Raw genomic sequence first — 14,701 nt, forward strand, 5'->3', positions numbered from 1 at the left:
AAAGAAAAGTTTCCTTTGCGGCATGTTTAGGAAACAAGGGTGGAGGGATTGATTTTATAGTCAATAAATAACTGCACACAAAAACAAAATGAGAACCACATTAGGATACACAAAACAATATGTTCAGTTAAGCCATTCATTGTCATTAAGCAATAAGAAAAACAAACACATACAATCCATTCAATAATTATTTAAATTCCAAATCTATGATTAAAAAAATCAGTTTTTTATTAGTAGCATTCATTCTCTTTTCTGCTACTATTATTCAGGCACAGGTAACCACATCCAGTATGAGTGGACGTGTTACTGATGCTGAAGGAGCTGTTATAGGCGCAACAGTGGTTGCCACACACACCCCTTCAGGAACGACTTATGGTACCGTAACCAACGTGGAGGGCCGGTTCAACCTAAACGGTATGCGTGTAGGAGGACCTTATTCTGTAAGAATTACGTTTATAGGATATGGTGCATTCACACAAAACAATATTACGTTGAGTTTAGGTGAAAACTATGTAATGAATGTTGTACTTACAGAAGAAGCATTATCATTAGATGAAGTTATTGTTTCGGCAACCCGCACAAAATTCTCGAACGAGAAAACCGGAGCAGTCACCAATATCACAAACGACCAGATTGATAATTTACCAACCGTAACCCGCAGTATTATGGACATTACCCGTCTTTCTCCCTATGGAGGCGATGGGATGAGCTTTGTCGGCTCCGATGGTCGTACGGCTAACTTTACAGTGGATGGAGCCAATTTCAACAATAACTTTGGATTAAGTGATGCCCTTCCTGGTGGAGGTAATCCAATCTCTATTGAAGCTATTGAAGAATTGCAGGTTGTAATTGCACCCTACGATGTGCGCCAGACCAACTTTATTGGCGGTGGTGTAAATGCGATTACAAAATCGGGAACAAATACCTTTAAAGCAAGCGCATACACTTATCACCGAAATGAAAACATGCGCGGAAATGCTGTTGATGGAGTGGAAATTGCCGGAGCACGCGAGAAAGACCGTAATACCTTATACGGATTCACTTTAGGAGGTCCAATCATTGAAAACAAATTGTTCTTCTTCGTAAATGCTGAAAAGGAAGAAACCCCCACAATTGCTAACCGCTGGAGAGCTTCAACTGATGGTGTTGCTGATCCTGACAATTTTATTTCCCGTACTACAGAAGACGATCTTCAGACTGTTTCTGATTTTGTAAGAAATAAATATGGATACGAAACCGGATCTTTCACCAGTTTTCCTGCAGATCAGAGCAACAAAAAACTGCTCGCACGTATCGACTGGAACATCACCGACAAACATCGTTTAGCCTTACGCTATAACTACACAAAGAATTCTTCGTGGAGATCGCCTAACGCATCTTCTATGGACGGAGGTACCCGTATGTCGGAGGCCAGGATGTCGAAGGCTTCAATGTCGTATGCCAACTCGATGTATTCGATGGACAACCTTGTCCATTCGTTCTCTTTTGACTTAAACAGCCGTTTATCGGAAAACATCTCGAACCAGTTCCTGGCTACCTTCTCAAAACTTGACGATGTTCGCGGAACAAATTCTGCACCGTTTCCTTTTATCGACATTTTGAAAGACGACCAAGCCTACCTTTCATTAGGCTACGAACTATTTACCTGGAACAACGGTGTTCATAACAATGTATGGAACATTAAAGATGAGATGACCTTTTATATGGGTAATCACAAAATTGTTGGCGGTATTGCTTACGAATATAAAATGGCTGACAATGCCTACATGCGTAACGGAACAGGTTATTATCGCTACTCAAGTCTTGACGACTTCTTAAACGAAGCAACTCCTGAGATTGTAAACTTAACTTATGGCTACGATGGTGAAATGAATCCTGCAGCTCGTGTAAGAAGTAACAAAATTGGAGCGTATGCCCAGGATGACTGGAGTGTTACCGAAAGATTTAAACTGTCGTACGGCCTTCGCATTGACGCACTTATCTTCAACAATAATGACTTGATTACAAACCAGGCAATTAAAGAGCTTGATTATTCAGGTCGTAGTATTGATACCGGAAAATGGCCTGATGCCAATATCATATTCTCTCCACGTGTTGGTTTTGTATGGGATGCTTCCGGCGACAAGAGCCTGAAGGTTCGTGGTGGTACCGGTCTTTTCTCGGGTAATTTACCACTGGTATTCTTTACCAACATGCCAACCAATGGTGGTATGGTTCAATACCAGGCTCAAATCAATGCACGGAATGCTGGGAACAATGGCTTCACAATGGATGAATTTGCAGGTGGTTTGGTAACCGATGCCGAAGGAAATGCAACAATAGCAGCATTACATGATAAACTGGCAGGTTTAGGTTATCCTACAACAATTTCACCTGAAGACGGTACTGTTCCTTCAGCAATTGCGGGTATAGCTTCAGATTTTAAGATGCCACAAGTTTGGAAAACATCATTTGCTGTTGATTATGCATTCCCAACATCTTTCCCATTGTCGGCAACAGTAGAAGGAATCTACAACAAAACGATCAACGGTGTTTCTATTTCCGACTGGAGTATTCCAAATGTAGGAGGTTTTGCCCGTTTCAACGGAGTTGACAATCGTCCGGTTTACCCGGCAGGTTACCGTACCGGAACCAAAGCATTTGTTTTGGATAACACAAGCCGTGGTTATGGCTGGTCAGCCAATATCACTGTTAATGCTAAACCGGCGGAATGGGTTAGCCTGATGGCTGCCTATACACACACCGTTGCTAAAGATGTAACCGGCATGCCGGGATCGAACCCGGAATCGGCATTTACTTACGTTCCTACAGTGGAAGGTCCGAACAACATTAAATTGCACAATTCGCAATATACCACACCCGATCGTTTGGTGGCATCGTTTACTGCCCACGACAAGAGTGGTAACCACTACAGCCTTATCTATGAAGGATGGCACGGTGGAGCAAACTACTCTTTTATGACGGTTAACGATATGAACGGTGACGGTTACAACTACGATGCAATTTATGTTCCAACCGACGACGAAGTGGCAAACAACGAATTTCGCTTTGTTTCAGCCGACGACCAAACTCGTTTTATGGACTATGTTCATGCCAATGATTATCTGAAAGATCAACAAGGCGATTATGCAGAAGCTTACAGCGTTTACTCTCCATGGGTACATCGTGTTGACTTGAGCTACAAACATGATTTTTCGATTAAAACAGGTAACAACGAACACAAACTGCAACTTAGCTTTGATGTTAAAAACGTGATGAACTTCTTCAACAACAGTTGGGGTGTAGCTAAATACCTGAATCCGGAAATTGGTTCCGATCCTCGTATCCTAAAATACGAAGGTGTTGATGCCGACGGTGTGGCTACATTCTCTACACCTGCTTCAATCCATGGCGATACCGAAACATTCAAACCTAGTTATACGTTGGGTCAGTGTTGGAATGCTTCTATTGGTATCAAATATATTTTCAACTAATTTAAAGTATAGAATAATATGAAACTTAAATATTTATTTCCAATATTCATCGCCATACTTGCCCTGATGACGAGTTGTGAAGATGAAGAAACAGTGACTTTGCTTGATGGGATTCAAGTATCGTCGTCATACGTGTCGATTCCTGTAGATGGTGGTTCTACCTCTATTACCATAATGGCTAAAGATAACTGGACAGTAGAGAATAGTGTTGCATGGGTAACGATCTCTTCAACTTCTGGAAGTGCCGGTGAATCAACGCTTACCTTTTCGGCTACTTCTGCTATTGATGGTCGCACCGGGGAAGTTTTAATCCAATGTGCAGGCGAAACTCAGCGAATCAATATCATTCAGGGGTTGGCAACAATTTCAACTGCCACATGTCAGGAGGTTATTGACGGACCTGACAGTAAAACCTACCAGGTAACCGGTGTTGTTACAGCAATAACTAATACAACTTATGGTAACTGGTATCTGGAGGATGAAACAGGTTCTATCTATATTTATGGTACGCTTGATTCAAAAGGTGGAGAGAAAAACTTTTTAAGCTGGGGGCTTGAGGTAGGTGATGAAATCACTGTTCAGGGACCAAAAACAACTTACAACGGAACTGTAGAATTGGTAAATGTAACCGTTATCGGCATCAATAAATCATTGGTAAAAGTTGATTCGGTACTAAATGCAGAGCTTCCGGTTGAAGGCGGCGAATTTGTAGCCTACCTTACTTGTAAAGGAGAAGGTGTATCGGTTGAAATTCCTGAGGATGCCGAGTCGTGGTTATCCATTTCATCGATCCAAACTGCAGGAACCAATACGGTTGTGACATTTAAAGCCGAAGCCAATGAATCCGGAGATCGTGAAACTACGCTTACATTCCGCACTACTGATGGTTCTAAAAACTATACATCACAAACATCGCTTAGCCAGAAAGGAGCCATTTTGGAGGTATCTATCGCAGAATTCCTTGCTGCCGAAGTTGGCAATATACAATATCGTTTATCAGGTGTTGTTGCCAGTATTTCCGATGCTACATCAGGTAAATTATATCTGCGCGATTTCTCAGGTGAAACCTATGTTTATAAAATTCAGGATTTTGCCCAGGCAAATGTGAAAGAAGGTGACATCATAACCATTGTTGGAAAACGTGCTGCTTACAATGGATCTCCACAAGTAAGTGGTGCTGTATTGGAAGAAGTTATTCCCGTAACTCCAGTTACTATTGCTGAGTTTCTGGCTAAACCAGAAGATTCCAATACATACTATATGATAACCGGTCAAATTTCAGACATTGATTATGCTCCGTATGGCAATCTCTATCTGAATGACGGCACCACTGAAGTTTATGTATATGGCTGCTACCCGGGTTGGGGAGCAACCGGCGATGACAGAAAAGGTTTGTTAGCCGACAAAGGCATTGTAGTTGGAGATACACTATCGGTAATTGGTATAAGGACTAGCTATAACGGACAAGATCAACTTGGATATGGTATCTATTTCAGCCACGTAAGTGCTCAATAAAGGACGATATTTGTCCAACTCAATATGAAGAAAGCCGCTTTAATGCGGCTTTTTTTATGCTTCAAAACCAAACATTTAACCGATATCACTGTTTTTTTTACAGGAATTTATATTTTTGCGCCCTGTTTATTCAGAAACTAAGAGATGGAACAGCTTCATATAGATAAAATGTTGGACGAGAAGGGTTATATTGAAGAGACAATTGATCCGAGCCTTAAGTTGGTTGAAGAAATTAAACGCCTGAAAAAGGAAAAGAACGCTGTAATACTCAGCCACTTTTACGTTGAGGGAGAGCTACAGGACATTGCTGACTACGTTGGCGACAGCCTTGGCCTGGCCCAGGCGGCAGCCAGTACCGATGCCGAAATGATTGTTTTTGTAGGGGTGCATTTTATGGCCGAAACAGCCAAGATCATCAATCCCGATAAAAAAGTGATCCTTCCCGACCTAAAAGCAAGCTGTTCGCTGGCCGAGTCGGCGCCGGCTGATAAATTTGCTGAATTCAAAGCCAAATATCCCGACCACAAGGTAATTACCTACGTAAATGCAACGGCGGCGTTAAAAACCATGTCCGACATTGTTTGTACATCGGCCAATGCCAAAAAAATTGTCGACAGTTTCCCCGCAGATCAGAAGCTGATTTTTGCACCGGATAAAAACCTGGGAAACTACATTAACAGCATAACCGGCCGCAGCATGGTGTTGTGGGACGGTGCCTGTATGGTTCACGAGCAATATTCGGTAGAAAAGATTATCGACCTGATGGATGCACATCCTGATGCCGAATTTATCGCCCACCCCGAGTGCGAAAAACCGGTATTACTGCTGGCCAAACATATTGGATCAACTACTGCCCTGCTGAACTACGTACAGAGCAGCGATGCCAGGAAATTTATTGTAGCAACCGAAAGCGGTATTCTGCACCAGATGACCAAAGCTTGTCCGGATAAGATATTTATTCCGGCACCATCGAACGATTCAACATGCGCCTGCAACGATTGCGAGTACATGAAGCTAAACAGCCTGCAAAAGCTGTACATCTGTTTAAAACACGAACAGCCGGAGGTTACACTTCCACAAGACGTAATTGAAAAAGCTCAGATCCCGATTCAACGGATGTTGGAAATATCGAAATAGTTTCGGTAGACATTAGTTACGAGATACGAGTGCCGAGATGCTGTCATTTCGAACACAGCGAGAAATTTGTTACTGGATACTGGATGCCCCGACGCTTCCGGTCGGGATTTCGCTTCGCTCAACTGGATGCTGGATGCTGGTTACTGGATACTGGATGCCCGATACTGGAAACTCATTACTGAATACTCAATACCAGATACTGATTTCTCATCACCTTCCTTTTGACTAATGTCTACTGACTAGTGACCAATGACTAATGACCAATGACTAATGTCTAATGACCAATGACCAACCTTCATCGCCGAAAATACCTTCTTTTTCGCCCATGCCGTTTAAGGTTCCGGTATTCCCACGCCTGCATTTTCTGATAGGCCCTGAAAAACTGCGAAAAGCTGCTTTGCGAAAAGCCCATAATCTTACCAATTTCCTTAAAACTAAAATCGGTGTGCTCTACCAAATCGCACGCTACCAGGCGCAGGTATTCAGTCATCCAGGCGTGCACTCCCATCCCCGACATCCATCGTACAGCACCATCCAAATGCCTGTAATTTACACCTAACAGTTCGCCATAGTCTGCAACGTCGCGCTTTCCGTAAACACGAACCGTTTGGGCAAATAAATCCATATAGCTATTTCCGCTGCTTTTGTTTTCGCTGATAAATTCTTTCATTCTCGATTTTTTATCCGGAAGTTTTTCAACCAAACCATCGTAAAGCAATTCGGGAGTAATCGGTGTAAGATTGTTTATAGCCATTACTTAATTCTCTTTAAACAAACTGTTATACCAATTGCATTTCAATGTGAGCCTTAAACGAAACAGTGAAATTGCAATAGCCTGTCCCGAACTTGATTCGGGAGTTAATGCCGATAATAAACGAAAGAGGCTTTGGGAGTAAGCGAACCAAAGGCTCATTTCGATATTTAATCGGTATTATGCCTCTGTAAGTTAATACATTTATTCCAATTACTTTTAATAATACTGAGTTGTTTGCTAAAATCTCAATTAAATGTTTTTAGAAAACAGCACCATTTCATAAAATGTATATTGTTAGATTTTAGGATACGGTGCTGTTTAATTAAATATTAACCTATACTTTTTAGGATACACCGCAGTTTCATTGAATATAACTTAGTACTTTTTAGGAAACAGTTCGTTTTCTTTAAATTTCAATGCCGACTTTTTAGCATTCAGTACTATTTCATCAATTATTTTTTGAAAATCAGCTCTCCCGACTGCCATTTCACGCTAAAAAAGGTGGTTTTGGTTTTGCCAATAAGGTAATAAGGTTTGATTTCTATGTTAAAACCTTACTACTAAGGTTTATTCTTTACAGATCAGGTTTTATGCATTGCAATCAAGTTCCGGAACCAAAAAGGCCGTTGATTCTTACGTGGTAAACAAAAACCTTATTCTTCAACCACAATCTTAGTAGCCTTTGCACCTGATCTATCCCAAAACTTATTGCATTCCACCACCTTGGAATTCTTAAAAAACCCGCTCCTGGTTTTCACACGAGCTTAATCATGTTTTATCCCTTCGGGATATCTACCCTTTGTACGCAAATATTTTACGTTTAATTTTCTAAAAAGGGGTCTCTATATGAGGCGCATGACACGTTTCATTTTCAATATGCTTTTGCATTTGCGCCTTTTCTAATGCTTAACATTAACCCCGGGCGACACTTCCGCCATCCGGCGGTGCGTTTACCCGGGGCTAAATTACTACGGACTTTCAGCCCTATAACATATTTGCTGTCGGATTAAAATAATAAAAAGAGCGCTGAAAGTGCGCTTTATTATAGCCCGGGGCGACGTAATTCAAAATAGCCTTTCAAAAAAAATCCGGGTCGTTTATCTTTTCAGATAATACGGCCCGGATCTTTCTATACCTGCGGATAAATTATCTTATTGCAACACCGAAACCACCGAATCGGTAGCCACCACATTCTGCACCATCAGGTTTTGCTGCGACACCTCGATGGCGCGCAACAGCGTTTTATCAATTTGTTTGATTATCGGGTAAAAACCTTCTTCGCCCATGATGTTCCGGGCAACATAAGCTTTCATTTGCGTGTTAATCACCTTCCCCGATATCTTTAAACCTTCAGCATTTCGTTTCACGCCCTTCTCCTCGGCATAGGCAATAAATTCGTTCATGGCGTTGTGTTGGTCCATATAATTCTCGAGCTCGCCGGCTGAGGGGAAATTCGAAAGTTCCTCGCGGTGCGAATCGGCATAAGCATAAGCAAACGAATAAATCAGTCCTTTTCGGTAAATCTGATTGAAATACTCCGAATTTCCTGTGGTATCAACCGGCACAAAGAAGTCGGGCATAATACCGCCACCGCCGTAAACCACGCGTCCGCCTTTGGTTTCGTAGCGCAACGAATCAACAAAATGAATGCTGTCGGCTACCAACTGCTCCATATTGTGAAAACGCTCGTAAATATGATCGTAATACTCGTCGTTGCCATCTTCGTACGAACTTTGAATACAGCGTCCGCTGGGTGTGTAAAAACGCGCCACTGTTAAGCGCAATGCCGATCCGTCCATCAACGGAATTTGCTCCTGTACCAGTCCTTTTCCGAACGAACGGCGCCCAATCACAAATCCACGGTCGTTATCCTGCATGGCGCCGGCAAAAATCTCGCTTGCCGAGGCCGAAAACTCGTCGATCATTACATAAACACCAATGTCGGAGAAAGTTGCTTTTGCCGAAGCATTGTAGGTTTTTCGTTGCTGATGCAGGCCTTCGGTGTACAAAATTGGTTCTCCTTTTTCCAGAAATTCGTCAACCATTTGCAACACGCCAACCAGTGCCCCACCGGGGTTGCTTCTTAAATCGATAATTACTTTTTCGGCACCTGCCTCTTTCAGCTTCAGCATTCCCTCCATAAACTCGCGGTAGGTGGCATTCGAAAAACGGCTAATTTTTATAAAACCGGTATGGTCGTCAATCATGTACGACACATCAACGCTGTAAAGCGGAATATCGCCACGGGTAATTTCAAACTCCAATTCGTCGGCGTAACCCGAGCGTACGATTCCCACCCGAACTTTCGAGTTTTTTTCGCCACGCAACAGCGACATCACCGTGTTGTTGTGCACTTTTACACCGGCAATCAACGAGTCGTCGACAGTAACAATGCGGTCGCCGGGCAAAACACCCACCCGGCTTGACGGGCCTTCGGGAATTACCTCAATTACACGTACCGTATCTTCCTGAATAGAAAACTGTACCCCGATACCTGAAAAATTACCACTCATTTCCTCCTGCACTTCGCTCATATCGCGGGCAGGAATGTAACTGGTATGCGGATCGAGATTTTTTAGTATCTCCGGAATCGTACTTTCAACAATTTCATTGGTATTTACACTATCTACATATCCCCTGTTAACCAAATCGAGAATAGTGGAGATTTTATTGGGTTGCGTAAAACCCATTCCGTGAAATGCCGGAGTAGCAGCATTTCGGCTTAAAAGGTTTCCGATTAGAATACCTGCTGCTACGGCAATGGCAATCAGTACAGGTAAAAGTATTGTTGTTTTCTTGTTCATAGGCTTTCTTTATTGGCCGGTATTGCTGATAACAAAACCCGGCCTAATTTTAATGTATAACACGGCGGCAAACAACCGGTAGAGTCCGGCAAAATTTCACTTTTGCCTTTTCTCTTGAAACTTTTGCCTTTATATATCAACCTGCGTTACTTCAATATCAGCACGTTTTAACAGGTTTATTCCATCCTCCAGGCGGTAGCTCTCGGTAAAAACCACTCGCTTAATTCCGGCCTGAATTATCAGTTTCGAACACTCTAAACAAGGCGATGAAGTAACGTACAAAGTGGCACCGTCGCTACTGTTCCCCGACTTAGCCACCTTTGTAATGGCATTGGCCTCGGCATGTAATACGTATGGTTTTGTTTTGTTGTCTTCGTCTTCGCAATTATTTTCGAATCCCGACGGCGTTCCGTTGTATCCGTCAGAAATAATCATTTTATCTTTTACAATTAAGGCACCTACCTGGCGGCGTTTACAGTAGGAGTTTTGCGCCCATATATCGGCCATCTTCAGGTAGCGTTGATCCAATAACGTCTGCTTTTCGTCTTTACACATATATGTTTTCTTTCTAGAATGGGTATTCGTTTTTTGCAACGATTACAAATGTAATACTGATTTCCAATAAATTCTGAATTTATAACACCCGTAAGCCCTTTGTTGTTGATTTTAAGAATTTTTAAACATTCCTGATATCCGCCAAATTCTCTTATTTCACGCTGATTACGCAGATATTCGCAGAAAAATATTCATTCCGGTGAAAGACAATCAGCGATAATTTGCGTCATCTGCGAGAAAAATATTTAACGCGCTTAAAATGAAGATTAATAAAATACAAAAACAAAAAACGCCGCATAAAGCGGCGTCTTCAAATCAATTTGAAATATTTTCTATTCTTTAATTAAAAGCCATACATCCGAGTATTTCGGGAAAGCATTACGTACCTGGGCAACTCTTCCACGCGCTTCGTTTTCGCTTTTGTACGAATTAACACAAACACGGTAATAACCGGTTTCGCTGTGCAGGATGATCGGTGTAAAACCTTCATCGATAAGTGTTGTACGGTAATTTTTTGCGTTGTCTAACTGGCTAAACGACCCCAAAATCACAAAGTAAGTGTTTCCGGCATTAGCAGTCTGATCTGTTTCGCTGGTAAACGAAACCTGCTCTTTACGTATTGCAATTGGTTTTTCGTCGGCCACCGGTTCGGGTTTTGTCACAGCTGTTGGCTGCGTGGTTGTTTCGCTACCCGGAACGGTAAACACTTTTGTTGGTGCTGTAGTGTCGGTAGTATAAGCCGATTCGGCCTGACCCGACGATTTTTGGAATATCTTACATGAAGATGCAGTTAATGCAAGAATCGCTAAAAGAACAACTATCCTATTCATCTGTCTAATAATTTTAAATCTGTTTTCCTGTTTAAAACTCACCACGAAGATACGCATTACACCTGCGTCCGTTTTTGTAATCAAACGCAAGTTTTGCACAGCATGTTGTTCGCAACTAAAAAATTTATTTTCGGGGAGTCTATTTTTTGCATTTGGCACCGGCGCCACCACCGCCAAAGAACATCATCACACCAATAAGATAACCAAAGTTATACCAGCCTCCTGCATTGGGGAAAGCATAAATTTCGTAATCGGTAAAAAGACTGGCAATAAAACTGAACAGCAAAATAAAACCGTGAAAAATGCCTTTTATAAATCCCGGAGGATCGCCAATATTTTCAAACGATTGTGTTGCGCATCCGGCAAAAAGGAGTGCTGCTGCTACTACCACTGTCAATAAAATAAATGTACGTTTCATCTTTTTTGTTTTTTGATTAATGCGACGAAAATATCCCGCGCGCGCTGAACAAGTTAGGTTTTATTTATTAAAAAGAAAAGTTGAGCAGGCGAGCTACTCTTGAATAATTTGTTGCATAAAAGCAACAAAATCCGGGGTATTAAGCCTTTCGTTAAGCATTACAAAATGCGGATTTTTAAGAATGGCTTTGTTATAGGCCATGGTTTCAAAGGTATCCTGACGAAAAACACTGCCGCCAAACTCTTCTACCATCAACTGGCCGGGTGCAGTATCCCACTCGGAGCACGGACCGGCTTTAAGGTACATATCCGCGTTTCCTTTTATGATCTCTATTTGCTTTTTGGAACTGCCGCAATGCAGGATCTCCAGCTCAAAAGTGCCTTTCATTTTTTCGATCAGCTCGGCTTCGCGGGGTTTAAAAAACGAGCGACTGGTGGCCACCCTTATTTTTCCGTTGTACGGCTCGGGCTTCTGCATTTCTTTGAAATTCCCTTTGCTGTCGAACTCATAAATCCCGCCGCCTTTACCGCAATACCAGCCTTTTTCTTTAAGCGGTTCGTAAATCCATCCGCTTACCGGGACTGTTTTGTTTATCAATCCGATGTTGATGCAAAATTCGCCGTTTCGTTTAATAAACTCCTTGGTACCATCCAGCGGATCGACCAAAAAGTAATTCTCCCAGGTTTTACGAATCTCGTACTCCGGGAAGTTGGTTTCTTCATCTAAAACAGGAATTTCGGGAAAAATTTGTGCAAGGCCTGCATTAATGATCTTACTCGAAGCTTTGTCGGCCCGGGTAACTGCCGTATTATCCGATTTTCGCTGCTCATCAAAGTTGTTACTCTCATACACTTCAATGATCGCTCTTCCGGCTTCGGCCAGCACATCAATAACGTTATGTACCTTGTTTATGTCCATTCAGATTTAGTATTCACGTAAATTTACGTTATCTGTTCCACCTATAAATTCGCTGCCCCCAAAAACAAACGCTATTTAAATGTTTCTTCACAAACCGGTCCGCAAACCAATTTCATTGTGTTGCGTAATAGAATTATTACCTTTTAGCAGAAAGGAAGCTATGCGATTCAATAATAAAAACCGCGAGCCCGCAGTGGCCGGACAATTTTACCCTTCATCTTCCAACACTCTGCGAAATGAGCTGGAAGAACTTTTTGACAGTGCCGTTACTGTAAAAACCTCGCAACCGCTGCGTGCCATTATTTCGCCGCATGCAGGCTATATTTTTAGCGGAGAAGTTGCAGCGGCCGCTTTCAAACAGATTCCGGCAAATAAAAGCTATCAGAATATTTTTGTGTTGGCATCGAGCCATCGTTATACTTTTGGCGGAGCCGCAGTTTATACCGAAGGAAATTACGAAACTCCGCTGGGCGAAATCACAGTGAATAAAAAGATCGGAAAACAATTGCTTGCCTCATCGTCGGTTTTTACCGAGAATGATGAATCGCACTTTTACGAACACAGTTTGGAGGTGCAGTTACCGTTTTTGCAATATCGTTTGGGAAATGATTTTACTCTGGTACCAATTATACTTGGAACCCACTCGGCCGGCATTTGCAAAAAGCTGGCAAAAGCACTGAGGCCTTACTTTACACCTGACAATTTATTTGTTATCAGCACCGACTTTTCGCATTTTCCGAGCTATGAAAATGCAAAGTTGGCAGACCAGTTAACGGCTGATGCCATTTGCAAAAACAAACCCAAAAAACTGTTAAAAGCTATTGAAAAGAACAAGGAGAAAAAGATTGGCAACCTTGCCACCTCGTTATGTGGCTGGACATCGGTATTAACGCTGCTTTACCTCACTAAAAACAGGGATTTTGAGTTCAAACAACTGGCCTACAAAAACTCGGGCGACAGCCGGCTTTACGGCGAAAAAGACCGCGTGGTGGGCTACTGGGCTATTGGTGTTTACGAAAAAGCCGTTTTTGAAATCAGTCCCACTGAAAAACAGGAAATTCTGCAGCTGGCCCGAAATTCAATTGCCCGATTTTTAGGCGAGGAAGTAAAAGAACAGAAGCCTAAAAAGACTGATGACAGCATCCTTGATCAGAAAGCCGGTGCTTTTATCAGCATTTATATCAACAATGAATTACGCGGGTGCATTGGCGGATTTGCCGGTAATAAAACATTGCGCGAAATGATTAAACGCTTTGCCGTCTCCGCTACAAACGACCAGCGTTTCGACCCGATTGAACCTTCCGATCTGGAAAATATGACACTGGAAGTTTCGGTGTTATCTCCACTGAAAAAGATTAAATCGATTGATGAATTTGAACTGGGGAAACACGGCATTTATATAAAAAGCGGTTTAAATTCGGGTACATTTTTGCCACAGGTAGCCGAAAAAACGGGCTGGAGCAAAGAAGAATTTCTGGGAAGATGCGCGAAAAACAAAGCCGGAATTGGTTGGGACGGATGGAAAACCGCCGAACTTTACACTTATGAAGTCGTTATTGTGAAAGACGATCAGGAAAAAACTTCCTGAAGCACTTTTAGCGATTTTATCTCACCCAACGTATCAAAATGCAGGCGGTAATAATCTACCAACTTTGCAAGCAGCGTATCGCGCATGGTGCGTTTTAATTTCAAGCTATCCAGTTCGTTAATTTTCAGCAAAGCCAGTTTTACCAAAACCGCCGTTGCTTCCTTATTGGCAAACATCGGGTGCGAAGGCTCAAAAGGTACCACTGCACCCTTTTGCAAATCGAGCCAGCCTTCAAAACCGGTTTGTGTGGTGTCGGGCATAAAACCAAGATACTCGGTTAAATGAAACAGAAAATAAAGATGAAAATTTGTTTTGCCTTCCTCCATCAGATCAAGATACAGCAAAGCGTTTTTTATAAACTCAAACAGTTCCGGGTAACTTTCCTGTTCGTGAATGGTTTTATAAAGCACTTCGGCCAGAAAAATGGCCTGCGTTGATTTTACAATGTCAAAAGGAATTTCCTGGTAGGTAGTCAGGCTTTTCATTGCCCTGATCCGTTGCAGGTCGCGCGATTGCTTCTGGTAAGCCTCCAGTTCAACCATAAACAGGGGCTGCAACAAACCGGCCTTATTTTTCGATTTCCGGCTTCGGGCAGCATTTATCAGGTAGCTTTGCCGCCCAAATTCTTTGGTAAAAACAGTGGTAATAACACTGCTCTCGCCATATTTTATTGTGTGCAAAACAATGCCTTCGGTAGCCGTAATCATAA

General features: G+C 42.3%; 11 protein-coding genes. 4 read left to right on the plus strand and 7 right to left on the minus strand.

The window, feature by feature from the left end; translation table 11 throughout:
• The first annotated feature begins 206 nt into the window (after nucleotides 1-206).
• From G4420_RS05675 to nadA, 3 genes are all read left to right on the plus strand, one after another.
• Complete coding sequence (locus G4420_RS05675; RefSeq protein WP_163322578.1) at nucleotides 207-3,473, plus strand: TonB-dependent receptor; 3,267 nt, start codon at nucleotides 207-209, stop codon at nucleotides 3,471-3,473.
• 18 nt (nucleotides 3,474-3,491) lie between these two features.
• On the plus strand, nucleotides 3,492-4,988 hold the full coding sequence (locus G4420_RS05680; protein ID WP_163322579.1) for a BACON domain-containing protein: 1,497 nt from the start codon (nucleotides 3,492-3,494) through the stop codon (nucleotides 4,986-4,988).
• Between the two features lie 144 nt (nucleotides 4,989-5,132).
• Nucleotides 5,133-6,125, plus strand: coding sequence for a quinolinate synthase NadA (gene nadA, locus G4420_RS05685; protein WP_163322580.1), 993 nt, complete (start codon nucleotides 5,133-5,135; stop codon nucleotides 6,123-6,125).
• A 295-nt stretch (nucleotides 6,126-6,420) separates the two neighbouring features.
• Here the strand turns inward: nadA and G4420_RS05690 are convergent, their stop codons facing one another.
• The 6 genes from G4420_RS05690 to G4420_RS05715 all read right to left on the minus strand — a co-directional run bounded on the left by G4420_RS05690 (nucleotide 6,421) and on the right by G4420_RS05715 (nucleotide 12,404).
• Nucleotides 6,421-6,879 (minus strand): helix-turn-helix domain-containing protein, encoded by a 459-nt coding sequence (locus G4420_RS05690; RefSeq protein ID WP_163322581.1) that lies wholly within the window; start codon nucleotides 6,877-6,879, stop codon nucleotides 6,421-6,423.
• 1,151 nt (nucleotides 6,880-8,030) lie between these two features.
• Nucleotides 8,031-9,683 (minus strand): S41 family peptidase, encoded by a 1,653-nt coding sequence (locus G4420_RS05695; RefSeq protein WP_163322582.1) that lies wholly within the window; start codon nucleotides 9,681-9,683, stop codon nucleotides 8,031-8,033.
• A 129-nt stretch (nucleotides 9,684-9,812) separates the two neighbouring features.
• Nucleotides 9,813-10,238, minus strand: coding sequence for a deoxycytidylate deaminase (locus G4420_RS05700; protein ID WP_163322583.1), 426 nt, complete (start codon nucleotides 10,236-10,238; stop codon nucleotides 9,813-9,815).
• Between the two features lie 332 nt (nucleotides 10,239-10,570).
• Entirely contained in the window at nucleotides 10,571-11,068 is a 498-nt protein-coding gene (locus tag G4420_RS05705; protein ID WP_163322584.1) for an SPOR domain-containing protein, read from the minus strand.
• Between the two features lie 139 nt (nucleotides 11,069-11,207).
• Complete coding sequence (locus G4420_RS05710; protein ID WP_163322585.1) at nucleotides 11,208-11,486, minus strand: hypothetical protein; 279 nt, start codon at nucleotides 11,484-11,486, stop codon at nucleotides 11,208-11,210.
• Nucleotides 11,487-11,579: 93 nt separating this feature from the next.
• Nucleotides 11,580-12,404 carry a 3'(2'),5'-bisphosphate nucleotidase CysQ family protein gene (locus G4420_RS05715; RefSeq protein WP_163322586.1) on the minus strand — a complete coding sequence of 275 codons (825 nt, stop codon included), beginning with the start codon at nucleotides 12,402-12,404 and terminating at the stop codon, nucleotides 11,580-11,582.
• A 160-nt stretch (nucleotides 12,405-12,564) separates the two neighbouring features.
• Between G4420_RS05715 and amrB the strand changes: the two genes are divergently transcribed.
• The gene (gene amrB / locus G4420_RS05720) at nucleotides 12,565-13,992 is read left to right on the plus strand and encodes an AmmeMemoRadiSam system protein B (RefSeq protein ID WP_163322587.1); all 1,428 of its coding nucleotides are present in this window, start codon (nucleotides 12,565-12,567) and stop codon (nucleotides 13,990-13,992) included.
• Here the strand turns inward: amrB and recO are convergent.
• The gene (recO, locus tag G4420_RS05725; RefSeq protein ID WP_163322588.1) at nucleotides 13,974-14,699 is read right to left on the minus strand and encodes a DNA repair protein RecO; all 726 of its coding nucleotides are present in this window, start codon (nucleotides 14,697-14,699) and stop codon (nucleotides 13,974-13,976) included. The two genes, amrB and recO, sit on opposite strands and share 19 nt — an antisense overlap.
• Nucleotides 14,700-14,701: the final 2 nt, after the last annotated feature.

Source organism: Draconibacterium mangrovi, assembly GCF_010586825.1.
Lineage (GTDB): Bacteria > Bacteroidota > Bacteroidia > Bacteroidales > Prolixibacteraceae > Draconibacterium > Draconibacterium mangrovi.